The sequence below is a fragment of the Acinetobacter sp. AOR12_HL genome, assembly GCF_027855275.1.
GTDB classification, from domain to species: Bacteria; Pseudomonadota; Gammaproteobacteria; order Pseudomonadales; family Moraxellaceae; genus Acinetobacter; species Acinetobacter baumannii.
Window position 1 is genome coordinate 1 of the sequence record NZ_JAKTIJ010000024.1, and the last position, 17,190, is coordinate 17,190.

The 17,190-nt window shown below is 38.9% G+C and carries 16 protein-coding genes, 5 pseudogenes and 1 other annotated feature; of the genes and pseudogenes, 6 read left to right on the forward strand and 15 right to left on the reverse strand.

Features of this window, described 5'->3' with window-relative positions; translation table 11 throughout:
* Nucleotides 1-61: 61 nt before the first annotated feature.
* Nucleotides 62-1,206 (reverse strand): IS3 family transposase gene (locus tag MKL36_RS12535; protein WP_085944219.1). Its coding sequence is split into 2 segments (ribosomal slippage): nucleotides 62-942 and nucleotides 942-1,206, totalling 1,146 coding nucleotides; the frame shifts between segments, so codons are not numbered across the junction.
* Nucleotides 1,207-1,253: 47 nt separating this feature from the next.
* Here MKL36_RS12535 and MKL36_RS12540 point away from each other — a divergent pair.
* Nucleotides 1,254-1,493, forward strand: a complete 240-nt coding sequence (locus MKL36_RS12540) for a hypothetical protein (protein WP_086374141.1) — start codon at nucleotides 1,254-1,256, stop codon at nucleotides 1,491-1,493.
* A gap of 275 nt (nucleotides 1,494-1,768) precedes the next feature.
* On the opposite strand, the pseudogene MKL36_RS12545 reads toward MKL36_RS12540, so the two are convergent.
* Nucleotides 1,769-1,990: pseudogene (locus MKL36_RS12545) on the reverse strand (antitoxin HicB).
* A gap of 33 nt (nucleotides 1,991-2,023) precedes the next feature.
* Entirely contained in the window at nucleotides 2,024-3,223 is a 1,200-nt protein-coding gene (locus MKL36_RS12550) for a tyrosine-type recombinase/integrase (RefSeq protein WP_005134224.1), read from the reverse strand.
* Nucleotides 3,224-3,522: 299 nt separating this feature from the next.
* On the opposite strand from MKL36_RS12550, the gene MKL36_RS12555 reads away from it, so the two are divergent.
* Nucleotides 3,523-3,954: a PPC domain-containing protein gene (locus MKL36_RS12555; RefSeq protein WP_000684951.1), complete on the forward strand. Its 432-nt coding sequence runs from the start codon at nucleotides 3,523-3,525 to the stop codon at nucleotides 3,952-3,954.
* 221 nt (nucleotides 3,955-4,175) lie between these two features.
* Here MKL36_RS12555 and MKL36_RS12560 read toward each other — a convergent pair whose 3' ends face one another.
* The 3 genes from MKL36_RS12560 to MKL36_RS12570 all read right to left on the reverse strand — a co-directional run bounded on the left by MKL36_RS12560 (nucleotide 4,176) and on the right by MKL36_RS12570 (nucleotide 7,087).
* Nucleotides 4,176-5,108, reverse strand: coding sequence for an IS5 family transposase (locus tag MKL36_RS12560; protein WP_016653397.1), 933 nt, complete (start codon nucleotides 5,106-5,108; stop codon nucleotides 4,176-4,178).
* 304 nt (nucleotides 5,109-5,412) lie between these two features.
* Nucleotides 5,413-6,051, reverse strand: a complete 639-nt coding sequence (locus tag MKL36_RS12565) for a glutathione S-transferase family protein (protein ID WP_000593330.1) — start codon at nucleotides 6,049-6,051, stop codon at nucleotides 5,413-5,415.
* 16 nt (nucleotides 6,052-6,067) lie between these two features.
* The gene (locus MKL36_RS12570; RefSeq protein WP_006582025.1) at nucleotides 6,068-7,087 is read right to left on the reverse strand and encodes an NADP-dependent oxidoreductase; all 1,020 of its coding nucleotides are present in this window, start codon (nucleotides 7,085-7,087) and stop codon (nucleotides 6,068-6,070) included.
* Between the two features lie 143 nt (nucleotides 7,088-7,230).
* On the opposite strand from MKL36_RS12570, the gene MKL36_RS12575 reads away from it, so the two are divergent.
* Together MKL36_RS12575 and MKL36_RS12580 are read left to right on the forward strand one after the other, a co-directional pair.
* Nucleotides 7,231-7,839, forward strand: a complete 609-nt coding sequence (locus tag MKL36_RS12575; protein ID WP_000804053.1) for a TetR/AcrR family transcriptional regulator — start codon at nucleotides 7,231-7,233, stop codon at nucleotides 7,837-7,839.
* A 104-nt stretch (nucleotides 7,840-7,943) separates the two neighbouring features.
* On the forward strand, nucleotides 7,944-8,174 hold the full coding sequence (locus MKL36_RS12580; protein WP_001087973.1) for a hypothetical protein: 231 nt from the start codon (nucleotides 7,944-7,946) through the stop codon (nucleotides 8,172-8,174).
* Nucleotides 8,175-8,257: 83 nt separating this feature from the next.
* Here the strand turns inward: MKL36_RS12580 and MKL36_RS12585 are convergent, their stop codons facing one another.
* The 3 genes from MKL36_RS12585 to MKL36_RS12595 form a co-directional block, all read right to left on the reverse strand.
* A complete protein-coding gene (locus MKL36_RS12585; RefSeq protein ID WP_000655271.1) occupies nucleotides 8,258-9,385 on the reverse strand; it encodes an alkene reductase in 1,128 nt (375 codons plus the stop codon).
* 200 nt (nucleotides 9,386-9,585) lie between these two features.
* On the reverse strand, nucleotides 9,586-10,263 hold the full coding sequence (locus MKL36_RS12590; protein ID WP_000699624.1) for a type 1 glutamine amidotransferase domain-containing protein: 678 nt from the start codon (nucleotides 10,261-10,263) through the stop codon (nucleotides 9,586-9,588).
* An 84-nt stretch (nucleotides 10,264-10,347) separates the two neighbouring features.
* The gene (locus MKL36_RS12595) at nucleotides 10,348-11,505 is read right to left on the reverse strand and encodes an iron-containing alcohol dehydrogenase (protein WP_006582026.1); all 1,158 of its coding nucleotides are present in this window, start codon (nucleotides 11,503-11,505) and stop codon (nucleotides 10,348-10,350) included.
* A 183-nt stretch (nucleotides 11,506-11,688) separates the two neighbouring features.
* Here MKL36_RS12595 and MKL36_RS12600 point away from each other — a divergent pair.
* Nucleotides 11,689-12,014 (forward strand): annotated as a pseudogene (locus MKL36_RS12600) (IS3 family transposase); the annotation flags it as partial.
* Between the two features lie 85 nt (nucleotides 12,015-12,099).
* Here the strand turns inward: MKL36_RS12600 and MKL36_RS12605 are convergent.
* The 6 genes and pseudogenes from MKL36_RS12605 to MKL36_RS12625 all read right to left on the reverse strand — a co-directional run.
* Entirely contained in the window at nucleotides 12,100-12,402 is a 303-nt protein-coding gene (locus MKL36_RS12605) for a putative quinol monooxygenase (protein WP_000920559.1), read from the reverse strand.
* Between the two features lie 323 nt (nucleotides 12,403-12,725).
* Nucleotides 12,726-13,565, reverse strand: coding sequence for an S-formylglutathione hydrolase (gene fghA, locus MKL36_RS12610; protein ID WP_006582027.1), 840 nt, complete (start codon nucleotides 13,563-13,565; stop codon nucleotides 12,726-12,728).
* 228 nt (nucleotides 13,566-13,793) lie between these two features.
* Entirely contained in the window at nucleotides 13,794-14,906 is a 1,113-nt protein-coding gene (locus MKL36_RS12615) for an S-(hydroxymethyl)glutathione dehydrogenase/class III alcohol dehydrogenase (RefSeq protein ID WP_000842147.1), read from the reverse strand.
* 21 nt (nucleotides 14,907-14,927) lie between these two features.
* Nucleotides 14,928-15,203, reverse strand: coding sequence for a metal/formaldehyde-sensitive transcriptional repressor (locus MKL36_RS12620; RefSeq protein WP_001133624.1), 276 nt, complete (start codon nucleotides 15,201-15,203; stop codon nucleotides 14,928-14,930).
* Between the two features lie 268 nt (nucleotides 15,204-15,471).
* Nucleotides 15,472-15,622, reverse strand: a pseudogene (locus tag MKL36_RS19110) (RNA-guided endonuclease InsQ/TnpB family protein); the annotation flags it as partial.
* Nucleotides 15,623-15,636: 14 nt separating this feature from the next.
* Nucleotides 15,637-15,861: pseudogene (locus MKL36_RS12625) on the reverse strand (IS1 family transposase); the annotation flags it as partial.
* Nucleotides 15,862-15,936: 75 nt separating this feature from the next.
* On the opposite strand from MKL36_RS12625, the pseudogene MKL36_RS12630 reads away from it, so the two are divergent.
* Nucleotides 15,937-17,156, forward strand: a pseudogene (locus MKL36_RS12630) (IS3 family transposase).
* Nucleotides 16,212-16,328 (forward strand) — a sequence feature (AL1L pseudoknot). It overlaps the preceding pseudogene by 117 nt.
* Nucleotides 17,157-17,190: the final 34 nt, after the last annotated feature.

Below are 17,190 nucleotides of genomic sequence, written 5' to 3' on the forward strand. Positions count from 1 at the left end.
AGAGGTGGTCCCACATGTTTGAACAACTAAAAGCTTATTTATAAGTGATACTCTGCTCTAGTTAAGCTACCTTATTTTGTTGTGGTAGCTGGTCATAGTAAAACTCATCTGGAGTCATTTTGTCCAGACTCGAATGAGGTCGTTTCAAATTATAAAATTCAAAATATGCGTTTAATTGCTTCTTCGCATCCAAAACATTGCTGTAGGCTTTGAGATACACCTCTTCATATTTAACGCTCCGCCATAATCGTTCAACCATCACATTATCAACCCATCGACCTTTACCATCCATGCTGATTTGGATGTCATTTGATTTCAATACATCAATAAATGCATCACTGGTAAACTGACTGCCTTGGTCTGTATTAAATATTTCAGGTCGACCATATTTTTCAATAGCTTCATTTAATGTTTCTATGCAAAATGTAACCTCCATACTAATCGATACTCTATGCGCAAGTACCTTGCGGCTATGCCAATCAATCACAGCACATAAATAAACAAAGCCTTTTGCCATAGGGATATACGTTATATCCGTAGACCACACTTGATTACTGCGCTGAATAGCCAATCCTTTGAGCAGATATGGATATTTGCGGTGAGCTTGATTAGCCTGGCTTAAATTTGGTTTGCAATATAACGCATTAATGCCCATTTTCTTCATTAAAGTACGTGTATGACGTCGTCCTATATGATGTCCTTGACGATTCAACAAATCACGCATCATACGGCTACCTGCAAAAGGGTATTGCATATGTAACTCATCCATACACCGCATCAGCTTCAGATCTGATGCACTCACAGGTTTTGGGCGATAGTAATAACAACCACGGGAGACTTTCAGCAGCTGAGCTTGCTTAGATACTGAAATCTGAAGTGAGTCATCGATTAACTTTTGTGGTTGAAGCGGCCCAGTTTCTTCAACACACCTTCTAAAAAATCAATTTCTAATGCCTGCTCACCGATTTTTGCATGTAGTTTTTTTAGATCGATGGGTGGTTCTGTTGGAGCTTTTGATTGATCGAAAGCTTGCGAGGAAGCTGAAATCAGTTGATTTTTCCAGTCGATAATTTGGTTTTGATGAACATCAAATTCAGCACTCAATTCAGCAAGTGTTTTTTCTGCTTTAATCGCAGCAAGTGCTACCTTAGCTTTAAAATCATTTGAATGATTTCTTCTTGGTCTACGTGCCATAAAATACTCCATATATTGATGTTTATAACATCATTTGGGGAGCAAAATATCACTTATAAGTGTTGTTCAAATTTCCTGATCCACCTCTCTTAGGAAATCAATTAATTAAAGAAATGAACATCAATAGAAGTTATGGATTGGCTAATTTTCTTGGAGTAAATACTTGCTATGATAATCATCAGGCTGTACTTATTTGGACATTTCAACTGCTAGAAAGGGAACCTGCCTTAAATGAATTAGCAGAAATTAAAAAATATTTTCTTTTAATCTTTCCAGATAGTGTTTATCAATTAGCCTAAGTTATTTTTAAAAATTATTTTTTTATATAAAAACACTAAAACAAAGAAAACTTTCTTTTAAAATACCTATTAATTCAAATTCATACGATTTACAGAATATATGAAGCATAAATTCTTGTTCCTGCTTTATCACTCACTCCTAATGGACCTTAGTAAAGACTAAAATTACATAGCTCTTTTTACTGATACTAAACGATTCATGCCCACACTACGTTCTGCAGCTTCGAGGGCTAGTTTTTGTTGAACCACTGAGAACAAGGACAATAAATTGCCTACTATATTTTTCCGGAGAGTGGTGTAGGAACTTTTTCATTATTGCTAATCATATCAGCGACAACATCAGCAACGAGCTCCTCTATTCCTGAGAATGCTTTAGACTGATCCGCATCATGCTAAGACAATGATGGAAACTCAGCACATAACCCAACATACCCATTATCTTCAACTGACCATTTAACACGGTAAGTATATTGTTGACTATCCATTTGACACCCCATCATGTTTTAAGTTTATGTATAAAAGTACGATTTTCACTTACTAGTACTTAAATAATCACCCCACCACTGCATCATTTCAGTCCGTTGAGCTAAATAGTCAGCGTGATTATAGCTGGCACGGGTACGGTTCTTATCAATATGTGAAAGTTGTGCCTCAATCCATTTATCTTGGAACAAACCTGAGTCATTCAAAATGGTACTAAAAGTAGAACGTAATCCATGAGAAGATAGTTGATGTTTGCCATACCCCATCTTACGTATGGCCATATTTAGAGTATTAAAATGAATTGGTTGATTGTGTTTGCGAGGGCTAGCAAAAAGGTATTTTTCACCGTATGACCACTGCATGACGTCTTTCAAAATCTCTAAAGCCTGATTTGAAAGTGGAACTAAAAAATCTGGAATCTCATGGCCTAATATAACTTTTCGTCGAAACTGTTTAATATGCAAGGCAGGTATTTTCCAGATTTTTTCATTTAAATCAAAATGATGAGGCTCAGCCAATAACAATTCGGCCCCTCTCACGCCAGTATGTAATTTGAACATCAGTGCTTTTTTAATAATGGGATGGGCATCCAATTTTTGTAATTTATTCTTAAAATCAGATATTTCCTCCGCTTTCAAATACGGATAATTTTTCTTGATTTTGCTGTTAATGGTGATTTTATTTAAACCATGAGCGATGTTGAACTCACAATAACCCATCGCTACAGCGTAGTCATAAATTTGGTTCAAATAACTACAAGCTTTTTTGACAGGTTCTTTTACTTGGCGTCCCTCTATTTTTTTGATTACTGAAACCAGGTCATAGCGCTTGATGTTTTGAAAAGGTAAATCCTGAAGGTCTGGATAAATATCTTGCTGTAAGCATCTTTCTGCTAACTGTAGTACACCACAGCGGGGTAGATCGTTGAAAGCATTCTTCAGTTTGAACTGTAACCACTCCTCCCCGACCTTACCAAAGGTGATAAGATTAGAGGCAGTATGATGTTCAAAACAGAAATTATTGTCTTTAAAGTCATCTCTGACTCGTCGTGCCTTTTTCAGCGATAAATCAGGATAAAGACCTAACTGAATGCGTCGACGTTTTTTAGTTTGTGGATCTGTATAGCGATAGCACCAAGATTTTCTTCCACTCGGCTCAATCTTCAGGCTAAGCCCATCTTCATCGGATAAAAAACAGGTTTTTTCCTTGCAATGAGCTTGGCGAACTTTAATATCAGTAAGACTCATGGAATTTAAATGAAACCTAATAAGGGGTTGATTGGATCAATTATATCAAAATAGAACGCTTTATATATGATGCGTATGATACGCATCATATATTTTTATAAGTATTTGTTAAATAAACTTTATATCTAGATTGGCTATTCCTTAGTGACCAATTAATTAACCATTGATTTCGCAAGTCTTAAATTAGCATTTGAAGTGCAACTCTATGTTATGACTATTCACAGTTCTGTTCCATGATTCATGGTTACTTATTACTTATGTTACTATGTCAGGGGCGATACAAGAATTAAGGTAACCTTATGAAAATAGCGAATACGAAATTACTAGCTGGTGCTTTTATGGCCCTAACTTTAACTATGCTTAGCCCAGCCGTACTTGCAAATGATAACAATGATATACGAAAGACTGTTGTAGTTAAGTTTGCAAAAAAAGCTTACTCTGCAAATTATTACGGAAGGATAGAGGGATACAAGTATGATTCCTACAAATTTTATGCTAAAAAAGGGCAAAAGTTAAAAGTGAAGTTGACTGGAGGAAATGTTGAAGCTTACTTATGGGGTAATCAATTAAAAGACTCCATCAATATTGGAGAATATTCTCCAGAGCTTGATGATAATGGTATTTATATTTTACCTGCTTCAGGTGAGTATGAAATTAGAGTATTACAACCTAGATCACAGGCAAGAAAAGATAAAAAACCTCAATACTGGATGAGTATTAACATTAAATAAAGACTTGCTAGATTCTTTTAAGCTTTTATACGAGGGTTCAAAAACTATTGCCAGTTAAGCGGGGCGTGATTTTTACGCATATGTGTTTATGTTATTAAAATGATATAGATTACTTGTTTAATACCCCAAGGAATAATTTAATGTTGCTGTGCGTTAGTCACTTTTCTTTGGCTTTATTGCACAAAGATTTGAAATGCAAAGCGCCCCTAATTGAGCCAAATTTAAGGCATAACTTGGGTAAGTGGTCGACCTAATTCCGTAAATCTGTTGAGGACTGCTACACGTGCATGAATCTCATTGACTTGGCTATCAAAGCTCCTTGCACTAAGTTTATCTCCTAATAATTTGATGCAATGCATCTTAGTTTCAACCAAACTTCGCCGATGATAGCCTGACCATTTTTTCCATAGTGTCCTACCTAAACGTTTAACTGTTCGAAGTAATTCATTTCGCTCTAGCGAGCTGCTCTTTGTATCTTTCCATGGTTTCGCATTTTTTCTAGGTGGAATCACCGCATGCGCTTGCCGATCTGCAATGACCTGACGGCATTTCTTGGTGTCATAAGCTCCATCGGTATAAACAGAGTCAATCTGCTCATCTTGTGGAATCTGATCAAGTAAATCACCAAGTACCTGTGAATCACTGACATTATTGGTTGTGAGCTGAATAGCGCGTATTTGCAGGGTCTTAGCATCTATACCAATATGTAATTTACGCCATTGGCGACGATATTCAGGTCCATGTTTCTTGCGTTTCCATTCGCCCTCACCTAGAAACTTCATGCCTGTAGAGTCCATGAGTAGATGCAGCCCATCGCTACTTTTTTGGTAGCTGATTACAATATCAATATGCTTTTGTCCTCTACACAGCGTACTGTAATCTGGCGCTGTCCAATTTAATCCACAAAGTTTAATCAGACTTTGAACAAAACCTGTGACCATGCGTAAAGACAATCGAAATAGGGATTTGATCATCAGACAGCACTGGATGGCAGTATCAGAATAGGTTTGATTTCGACCATGCTTACCTTGTGATTGTGCATACCACTGGGTTTTTGGATCGAACCAAATGGCAATATTCCCACGATTAATAAGAGCTCGGTTATATACGGACCAATTGGTTGTACGATAGATTTTATGTGTAGGCTTCTTCATTTGAAAATTATATCGCTGAAAAAACCTTTACAGATAGGTTTGTGCAACAAAGCCCTTTTCTTTCAAAAGTTGATTATATCTTTCAACGTAACCGTCGTGATATTTAAGCTCTTTTGATAGGAATTTGCAGTGAAAGAATAGGCGAAACTTGTCTTAAATAATGGTAATTCCTTATCTTTAAAATAGAGAACGCCCGATGAAATTCATTAGGCGTTTACTTTAAATAAGTGTCAGGTTATTTTATAATCATATGTACTTGTCAATCATGATTCTTTTTCTCAATTGCGTTAAAAAAACAATTTTGCTATTTTTGACTTTTCACACCATTTTGTTCAATTTGTACTGCGACTTGCCAGCTAGGTAGTTGGCTTAAACCTGCTACATAACGTTGGATATGGGGATAATTTTCACCTTGTCCCATATGATAAACTAAAGCATGTAGTCCAAAGCCCATCATAAAGTCAGCACCGGTTAAACGGTCTGCCACTAGAAATTCTTTATCTTTTAAATATTCATTTAAATGGCCAAATACCTTATCGAACTCAACTTGAGTATAATTTTCTAGAAATACCAACTTCGTGCCTTGCTTGGTTTCTATCGCATTAAACGTTTTTAACAAAAATGGCAGCATGGCAGAGCTTTCTGAGAAATGAATCCACTGTAGATAATCGACATAAGTAGATTCATCCATATCTGGTGCTAAATGCGGCGCAAGTTTCTGAATTAATAACTCAACGATTGCGCCTGACTCTGCAATAACTTTGCCATCCCATTCCAATACTGGAGATTTCCCTAAAGGATGGATGGTTTTTAAAGATTCAGGGGCCAAATGCGTGCTTGAGTCACGATAATAGCGTTTCAGCTCATAGGGCTGCTTGATTTCTTCAAGTAACCACAAAATGCGAAAAGAACGTGATTGATCTAAATGATGTAGTTTAATCATGATAATTCCTATTTTTTTAAATTTTTACAACCACTTTGCCAAAGTTTTCGCCTTTCAACATACCATTGAAAGCATTGATCGTGTTATCTAAACCTTGCACCATATGCTCTTTATATTTGATTTTTCCGTCTTTCAACCATTCAAACATTTGCTGATAGAATTCCGGATACTGACTGCCATAATCATCAAAAATAATAAAGCCTTGCATGCGAATACGCTTTTTTAAAAGGGTGGAAATAAAGCCCGGTAAACGGTCTAGCCCTTGTACTTGCTCGGTAGCGTTATACTGGGAAACCACACCACACACCGGTACACGTGCCGCAGAGTTAAGCAATGGCCATACCGCATCAAACACTTTACCCCCTACATTCTCATAATAAATATCAATACCGTTCGGAACTGCTTGTTGTAATTGTTCTGCAAAATTTTCATCATGATGATTGATACAAGCGTCGAAGCCGAGTTCTTCTACTGCATAACGGCATTTTTCAGGCCCACCTGCGACGCCAACCACGCGACAACCTTTAAGTTTGCCAATCTGTCCAACCGTAGCACCAACAGGTCCCGTTGCAGCTGCAACGACTAAAGTTTCACCGGCTTTAGGCTGACCAATGTCCAACAACCCCATATAAGCAGTAAATCCTGGCATTCCCAAAATACCCAATGCCCAAGATGGATGTTCAGGTTGCATACCTAAGCTTTGACATGCAGTCCCATTAGAAATTGCGTAGCCCTGCCAGCCATTTCCTGAAAAAAACCACTCGCCTTCTTTGAATTTTGGGTTTTTAGAGGCCACTACTTGACTGACTGTTCCACCGACCATCACTTCGCCAATTTCAACCGGTGCTGCATATGAAGGAGCATCGCTCATGCGACCACGCATATAAGGATCGAGTGACAAGTAAATGGTTTTTAACAATATCTCGCCTTGTTTAAGTTCATTGAGCTCAACTTGTTCAATACGAAAATCGCTGTGTTTTGGCTCACCCACTGGCCGTTTAGCTAAAACGATGCGTTGATTAATAACTGTTTTCACACACATAACTCCATGTTTTATTTAGAATTACTTCCCTTCACAATCAAAAATTATGATTAAAATTTCTTTACATCCATTGTAGAGGAGTTATAATAAAAAACAATACGACTGGTCTATTTTTTATAATAGAGTAAATAATTAATATGAAGCCTAATCCTATTAAAAAGTCTGAAGCGAAGCGCTTACACATTCTTAACACCAGTTCAGACCTGATTTTGCATAAAGGTTTTACTGGTGTAGGATTACAGGAAATTTTACAGAGCTGTGAGATCCCCAAAGGCTCGTTTTATCATTATTTCCAATCCAAGGAAGCTTTCGGATGTGAATTGGTACAGCATTATGTGGATAATTACCAAGTCCGTTTAAATGATGTATGGCGTAGCGATAAATCTCCTTATCAAAAGCTGATTGAGTATTTTAATTTATGGATAGAAGATCCTGAAACACAGTGTGGTTGGGCGGATAGTTGTTTAATTGTGAAACTTGCCGCAGAAGTTGCCGATCTATCTGAAGATATGCGCTCCATTATGTCCGCTGGCGTGGATGATGTAATCGAGCGTATTGCTGGTTTAATTGATTTGGGAAAACAGGATCAGTCTATCCAAGCAGATACTGAGGCCTCGACTTTGGCACAAGTACTTTACCAAATGTGGTTAGGTGCAGCATTACTGAGTAAGTTGCAAAAAGATAAAACACCATTACATCAAGCTCTGAGAGCAACTAAATTTCTATTAAAAAGTGAAGTTTCGTAAAAATTAGATTAAATATCAATTACATAATTAATGACAGCAGCCCAATGATTACTTATTAATGTGTTGCTATTAGATCAATTTACAATCCATGAGTATAGCGCACAATGAATTCTCCTTCTAAAGCCCTCATGACTCGTATTTTAGTTGGATATTTAGGCTTATATCCCACACTATTACTGGTACTCACTTTATTAAAGCCAATTACTCAGCATCAAAGTTTCCCGATGATGGTGTTGATTGAAGTCATAGTATTAGTGCCAGTAACGCAACTGATTTCTTTCCCACTGGCAGGTTGGCTCATTACACAGCTAAAAAATTTTAAGAATTTGTTTTAAGAAGAATTTATGCTGGCAACAGCAATCCTAAGTCCTTATTTTGCCAACCACAAAGGTTGGCAAAATAACTCACTTAGTCAATACTAATCTGCGTAAGCTGGATAATCAATATAGCCTTTTTCTGTCCCACCATACATAGTGCTTGCATCTACTGGATTCAATGGCCAGCCATTGGCGATGCGATCGGGTAAATCTGGATTCGCAATAAATGGGCGTCCAAATGCAATTAAATCGGCCAGTCCTGCCTCTAAAATTCGAGTCCCTCTTTCTGCCGTATATCGACCTGCATAAATAATCCGACCACTGAAAGTGTCTCTGACATCTCTACGAAAATCATGAGGAAGTTCTGGTGCATTATCCCAATCAGCTTCTGCAATCGATAAATAGGCAATCCCAACTTCTTCAAGTATTTTTATGGCTTCAATATAAGTCACATGTGGATCATCTTCAACCAACCCTATGTAAACACGATCTTCCTCTGTACTTTCAAATAGCGGGGCAAAACGCACTCCTAAACGATCTGCACCAACCACCTCAGCAACTGCCTCTACTACTTCACGTAAAAAACGCAAACGATTGTTTAGTGATCCACCATATTCATCTTCACGGTGGTTACTATGTGCAGAGATAAATTGATTCACCAAATAACCATTTGCACAATGAATTTCAACTCCATCAAAACCAGCAGCCAAGGCATTGCGTGCTGCTTGAGCATAGAGTTGCACTAATTCTTTAACTTCTGCATTGCTTAAAGCACGTGGCATTGAAGGATCAGCCAAGGTCCCAGCATTAGGCCCGGTCTCAATAAACACTTTAACATTACTATCAGCCCTAATAGCCGAGGGTGCGACCGGTGATGCATGATTAGGTTGCAAAGATGTATGTGAAACACGCCCAACATGCCAAAGTTGTGCAAAAATAATGCCTCCTTTAGCATGCACTGCTTCAGTCACTTTACGCCATCCAGCAATCTGTTCAGGGCTGTAAATACCGGGAGTCCAAGCATAGCCTTGACCACGTGGCTCGATTTGCGTACCTTCGGTGACCATAAATCCTGCCCCGGCACGCTGTTGATAATAGGTTGCCATCAGTTCATTTGGAATATTCCCTGGCTGAGTACTGCGCGACCGCGTTAATGGTGGCAATACAATACGGTTTCGCAAAACATAAGGGCCTAAGCTTAAGTTTTGAAAAAGTATGCTGTCTTTCACTTCATTGTATCCAAGTAATCATGACTTAATTGATCTAAATTAAAAAATACCCTTCCTTCCTGTATATAGAAAAATAAAGGAAAGAAAGCTATTAACTCAGACCCTCCACCATTAAGTGAGGGTTATTTTGCTTATTGCGCCCGTTGCTCAGAGTCAGAAGTTATTCACTGCTAAGCACCACAACAGACGCTAGCTACTCTTTATTTCAACAATTGAAGTAATGCTGTAGCAGTTGCAGCAGAAGAGGCTGGATTTTGTCCAGTAACCAGCAAGCCATCTACTTGAACATGTACTTGCCAATCATCTACTTTAGAATAATGACCACCATTTTCTTTAAGCATGTCTTCGACTAAAAATGGTACAATTTCAGTCAAGCCTACAGCAGCCTCCTCAGTATTGCTAAAACCAGTGACTAATTTACCGCTGACTAAAGGCGCTCCATTACTCGCTTTCACATGACGAAGAACACCTGGGGCATGACACACTGCTGCAACAGGTTTGCCAGACTGAATCGCCTGTTCAATCAGAGAAATTGAAATCGGATCTTCTGCTAAATCCCACAATGGACCATGCCCGCCTGGATAAAACACTGCATCATAATCAGCTACAGAAATTTCGCTAAGTTTATGCGTCTGTGCCAATGCTTGCATTGCAGTTGGATCAGCTTCAAAACGATGAGTGGCTTCAGTTTGCGCATCGGCTAAATTACTTTTAGGATCTAGTGGTGGCTGCCCACCTTGAGGCGACGCCAGCGTAACTTCAGCACCAGAGTCAATAAAGGTGTAATACGGTGCAGCAAGTTCTTCTAGCCAGAAACCTGTTTTCTTACCAGTATTGCCAAGTTGATCATGTGAGGTTAAAACGACTAAAATTTTCATGTTATTTCTCCGATAATTTTCATGATTGAGGAGCATTGTTGCATGATCACTTGCTGTGTGGCGTGAGCATGCCAGATAGCTTATTTAGATGCTCGTCGCAAGAATTTGGCGACTGATCTCTAATGAAACATTTTTGTGTTCGCCTAGCTGTGTCAGATTGTGTGATTTAAGTTGCGTAATGATGATCTCAATATCTGTCTCCCCCAGTCCATAATCGCTAAGACGAGTCGGCAATCCAAGTTGCTCAAAGAAGGCTCGAGTACGAGCAATAGCCGTATCAATACGTTGTTCTTCATCACCTTCGACAATCTGCCAGACACGAGCTGCATACTGTAGTAATTTTTCTCGCTTCTCTTGACGACGCACTTGTAGATTGGCCGGCAACACAATGGCCAAGGTACGAGCATGATCAATACCATGTAAAGCCGTGAGCTCATGTCCAATCAAATGGGTTGACCAATCTTGTGGTACACCAGCTCCAATCAGCCCATTCAGTGCCATGCTAGCAGACCACATCAAATTCGCACGCGTGTCATAATCTGCTGAATCTTCCAAGATTTTCGGTCCAATCTCAATCAGAGTTTGCAATAGACCTTCGGCAAAACGATCTTGTACTTGTACATTCACAGGGTAAGTTAAGTACTGTTCAATGACATGAACAAATGCATCCACCACACCATTAGCCAACTGGCGCGTCGGCAAGCTAAAGGTTTTATTCGGATCTAGTACGGAAAATTGCGGAAAAACATAGGGACTGCTAAATGACAATTTGGCTTGGGTCGATTTTCTAGTTACTACACCACCGCTATTCATTTCTGAACCAGTTGCCGGAAGGGTGAGTACACTCGCAAAAGGCAAAGCTTGAGTAATTTTAGTACCATGGGTTTCTAAAATCTCCCATGTATCCCCTGTATAATTGACTGCTGCTGCAATAAATTTAGTACCATCAATTACCGATCCACCACCGACAGCCATCAAGAAATCAATCTTTTGTTCTCGAATCAGCTCTACAGCTTTCATGAGGGTTTCATAACTCGGATTCGGCTCAATTCCGCCAAATTCATGAATTTCTCTTGCACCTAATGCTTCACGCACTTCAGCTAAAGTACCATTCTTACGTGCACTTTCACCACCAAATAACATTAACACTTTTGCTTCTGTAGGCACATAGTCATTGATTTCAGCTATTGTATCGCCACCAAAAATAATGCGGGTCGGATTATAAAAGTTAAAATTCAGCATATTTTTATCCTAGGATGATCAGCTAATTGATTTGAAAAGCCACCGTTATTCATCAAATAAACTTTAAAAAATTGGACAATACTGCGGCTTTTGCCTACACCATGTGCTAACTATACATAAAAATAGACCAGTCGTCTATTTTTTAAAAAATTATTTCAGCTTGCCAACTTGAGTGATGCTTAAACAAATTCAGGCTTGTTCTATACCACTTTTATTATTGATGTATTTTCACGAGCGATTGTTGGATGGAAGATATCAACACGTATGACTATTGACATGGTCGTGAACGCATTGGCTGAAACAGTGAATGGCTCATAGAAAATAGCAATGATTAAATATTTTAAAAGCAGATTGGCAAGGTTTAGCAGATGTACAAATGCAGCGCTAAATTAGATAGATTGGTTCAATATAAGGCATGTGGATTCATTCGTTTATTTACCCTGTTTTGGATATTGACCCATGTAAACGATGAGATTAAGCCAATAAATAAAGTAGCCCAACTTGAATAAAAAGCCTCTGACAAACCTCACAGGGTTGAAGTGCTGCCTTTCATTCAAAATTTCAGGCAGCACACTCATACATTTAAGCGTCGGTTTAAGCTGGTAGTTTACTCGCCAAAACATCTACTTTTTCAATAGACGGTGGCTCTGAAAATAGCTCTTCGGCCTGAGCCATCAAAGCAGCTGCAACCTTGCCAGATAAATGCGCTTGGCGACCCGCCTCATCAGGAAATGCATCAAAAATACCAAATGTTGTAGGTCCAAGACGTAGGCCAAACCACGCAACGGTCGCAGGTTCTTCCATTACAATAGGTAAACCGGCTTTAAGGAAAGCTTCCACTTCTTCTTCTTTACCCGGTTTAGCTTCAAGACGCACATATAAAGCTGTTTTAAGCATGACTAAAACTCCACAATTGATTAGAATTCAAACTGATTCTGACATTGCTAATGTATGCATGTCAGAAAGTTTTGTTGTATAAAAGTTAAAAAAATTTCCCATAGCTGAGCCAAAATTTAGGTTTTTATTTCGACATAATGCTATGAATTTATTCAAGTTAATATCATTAACATTTGAATCAAAAATCAAGATATGAGATGATTAAATTCAATCTTAGTTATATAAGGATCAATTGACTCTACCTTAGCTTTATAAGCTGACCTCTTCATCTGGAGATTATATTGCTCAAGAAGCATTCAAGAACAACATGTATATCCTCATATCTATGAAAGTTTTTTTGCTAGGAATTTGCTGTGAAACTCTATATGTTTCTCTATAAAGCTCGCAATGAAGTAATAGCTATGGTCATACCCTTCTCTTAGGTTAAGTGTAAGAGGATATTCTTGTTCCAAACAAATATCACTAAGCAGCTTAGGTCTTAACTGTTCTTCAAGAAAATCATCAGCTGTTCCCTGATCGACTAAAATAGGTAAATGAACTTCCGCGTTTTTGATTAATTCAATCGCATCATAGCTTTTCCATAAAGTTTCGTTTTCACCTAGGTAGTGTGTGAAAGCCTTTTTCCCCCAAGGTACTTGGCTAGGTGCAACAATTGGTGCAAAAGCAGAAATACTTTTATACAGCTCAGGGTTTTTTAACCCAATGACTAATGCACCATGACCACCCATGCTATGCCCCATAATGCTTTGGACTTGGTTGGTCGGAAAATTCAGGTCAATCAGATTTCTGAGCTCTTCCACAATATAATCATACATTTTGAAATGCTGTGACCAGGGTGCTTGTGTTGCATTCACATAGAATCCTGCACCTTGGCCTAAATCATAATCTGCATGATCTGGTACATCTTCTCCACGTGGGCTGGTATCTGGTGCAACAATAATGACTTTATGTTCAGCCGCATACTTTTGTGCTCCGGCTTTAGTAATAAAGTTCTGTTCGTTGCAAGTCAGCCCTGATAACCAATATAAAACTGGCAACTGCTCATCTTTGTCATGAGGTGGCAGATATATTGAGAATTTCATTGAACAGTTTAATGCTGTTGACTGATGGCAATACACTTCTTGCGATCCACCAAAAGAAGCATGTTTCTCAATTATTTCCATAATCAATTACCTATGTTGAGCAAGACTTCATGAGAAATCGAGTAAACAAAGAGTCTGTCATTCTCCACAGAGAATAGTGATTAAGATTTAAAATGTAGGCAGGTTTGTTGAACCTATACACGATGCCTACACAGATAGATGGGTTTTACAGATAATGTGCCGTTTTAGAGGATTCCATGCATGTCATTCATGATGCACATGCATGGAAAACTATAAGGTCTGACGGAATTATTCGTAATGAATTACAGTACGAATTGACTTACCTTCATGCATTAGATCAAAGGCTTCATTGATCTGATCCAAGCCCATCGTATGTGTCACAAATGGTTCTAATTGAATTTTACCTTTCATGGCATCTTCAACCATTCCTGGAAGTTGCGTACGACCTTTTACGCCACCAAACGCAGAACCTAGCCATTTACGACCAGTAACCAGTTGGAATGGACGGGTAGAGATTTCTTGACCTGCGCCAGCTACACCAATAATTACAGATTGTCCCCAGCCACGGTGTGCACTTTCAAGGGCTGCACGCATTACATTCACGTTGCCAATACATTCAAATGAATGATCTACACCCCAACCAGTCATTTCGACAATGACTTGCTGGATTGGTTTATCGTAGTCTTTAGGGTTCAAGAAGTCCGTTGCGCCAAACTCTTTTGCCAGCACAAATTTATCTGGATTCATGTCAACCACAATAATACGTCCTGCTTTAGCTTGACGTGCGGCTTGTACGACTGCTAGACCAATACCACCTAAACCAAAGACCGCAACACTATCACCTTCTTGTACTTTAGCCGTGTTGTGTACTGCACCGATACCCGTTGTTACACCACAACCTAGTAAGCAGACATGTTCGTGATTGGCTTCAGGATTGATTTTAGCCAATGATACTTCTGCCACTACCGTGTATTCACTGAACGTTGAGCAGCCCATATAGTGGTAAATCGGTTGACCATTGTAGGAAAAACGAGTGGTGCCATCTGGCATTACGCCTCTACCTTGAGTTTCTCGAACGGAAATACACAAGTTCGATTTTCCAGATTTACAGAATAGGCACTCGCCACATTCAGCGGTGTAAAGTGGAATTACATGATCACCTGGTTTGACGCTAGTCACGCCTTCACCAACCTCAACTACGACACCAGCACCTTCATGCCCGAGAATAGCCGGAAAAACGCCTTCAGGATCATCGCCAGATAAAGTAAATGCGTCTGTATGACACACACCGGTATGGGAAATCTTGATTAATACTTCACCTTTCTTCGGTGGTGCAACATCAACTTCAACAATTTGAAGAGGTTGACCAGGACCAAACGCAACGGCAGCACGTGACTTCATGGAATAATTCCTTATACAGATCTATTTTAAATATGATTTTAGAATCTTGGCGATTTCAGCCAATTCTTCTTTTCGTTGTTGTTCTGTGGTTTCACCTGATACTAAAGTGTCCTTTAAATGAACCTCTAACATCTCATTCATTAGACCATTAATAGCACCACGCACAGAGCATATTTGTTGCAGAATCGCACCACATTCCACATTGTCTTCTAGCGCTTTTTCAATCGCTTGTGTCTGACCTTTGATCTTTCTGACGCGTAGAAGAATCTTTTTTTTGTCTTCGACCTGATTAGGCATCAGACCTCCTTATTTGCTAGCATTGATACTATAGTACCCCATAGTATAAAAAAGAACAATATTTTTTATAAACCTTAAAAATTTAGGTAGTGTTTCAAAAAGTATGCTGAGATTAAATGAAGTCACTATTGGCTCTGCAATTGGATGCTATAATTAACTTTCCGAATCTTTACAATAGCTTATAAAATTAAACTTCTAACATACTCCCCCCACTTTCAACTAACTCTTTACGAAACATGTTTCTCAGGGATTTTAAAAGCAAAAGCTCTTAGGCGACTTCCTCACGGATTTAGGCATGCTTTCTGCTTCACAAAGCGACCTTTACCGCATCTTTCCTCCACAGACAAAGTGGTATGTCCTACCGCTAGAATATTGCGAGAAGCATTAATATCCGTATTCTTGCTAAAGCCACACTCAATACTGAACTAACACATCTAATCCGATACCTTATTTTGCAATTATTTCCCTCAATACCTATAGTGAAAAACTTACCAATACTTTGCTGACAGTCTTTAAATGCAGTGATAAAACTATCCCATTGATTACTTGAAATTCGGGTATAGTGAATACTTAACTGTTTCAACTTTTCCTTTAGTCGTTGGACTATAGCTATATCTCTTTTACCCCAAACATAAGTAACAATTTCTCCTGTTTTTTTCAGCACATATCACTTTTCAAAGTAGTGAACCGTACCGGGTTTGTCGGAGAGTCAATATTCTGAGAGACTATCCCGATGACAAAATTAAAATATACCCCTGAAATCAGAGAAAGAGCGGTTCAATTATTGATTGAATCTGAAAAAGATTATCCATCGAATTGGGCTGCGATCACCGCTATTGCTCCCAAGATAGGTTGTAGTCCTGAAACACTACGTGTTTGGTATCAAAAATATTTAGATAAACAAAATCCAGTTAAAGTACAGCAGCTTTCAGATCAAGAACGTATTAAACAACTCGAACGTGAAAATAAAGAACTGCAACGCGCCAATGAGATTCTACGTAAAGCAGCCGCTTTTTTCGCCCAGGCGGAGCTCGACCGCCCACACAAATAATGGTGGATTTTATCCATAATAATAAACAGCTGTACGGAGTCGAGGCGATTTGTAGAATTTTACCGATCGCACCTTCAACCTATTACCGGACTTTAGATCTCACAGTAAATCCAGAACATCGAGCGAAACGAGATTTACATGACTTGCATCATGCTGAGGAGATCAAGCGAATTTGGAAAGAAAGTTCAGGTCGATACGGTGTGCGTAAGGTCTGGCAACAACTGAAACGTGAAGGCTATGTGATTGCACGTTGTACAGTTGCTCGATTGATGCAGAAGCTAGGTATACAAGGTGTTTGGCGTGGTAAGAATAAACAAACTACCCGTAGCCGAGATGACCAAAAACGGGCAGATGATTTAGTGAAACGTAATTTTAGTGCTGATCATCCAAACCAACTATGGGTCGGTGACTTTACGTATATTCAAACTCATTCAGGCTGGGTCTATACCGCCTTTATTATTGATGTGTTTTCACGAGCAATTGTTGGATGGAAAGTATCTACACGGATGAATACAGATATGGTGCTCGATGCATTGGAGCAAGCATTGCATGATCGAGGCATGCCAAAGAATGTGATTCATCATTCCGACAGAGGTGTGCAATATCTTTCCATTCGCTATACCAATCGTTTAGAAGCAGCAAATTTACGAGCATCAGTCGGTACGACAGGCGATTCATACGATAATGCTTTGGCTGAAACGGTGAATGGCTTATACAAAACATAGGTGATTGAATATCTAAAAGCAGTTTGGCAAGGTTTAGCAGATGTACAACTTGCGACACTAAACTGGGTAGATTGGTTCAATAAAAAGCGTGTACACAGTGCACTGGGTTATGTATCGCCTTTTGAGTTTGAAGCAATGTACTATGATAAGATTAACCCGTTAGGTCAGGTGGCCTAACTTAAATAAAAAAGTCTCCGACAAACCCGGTACG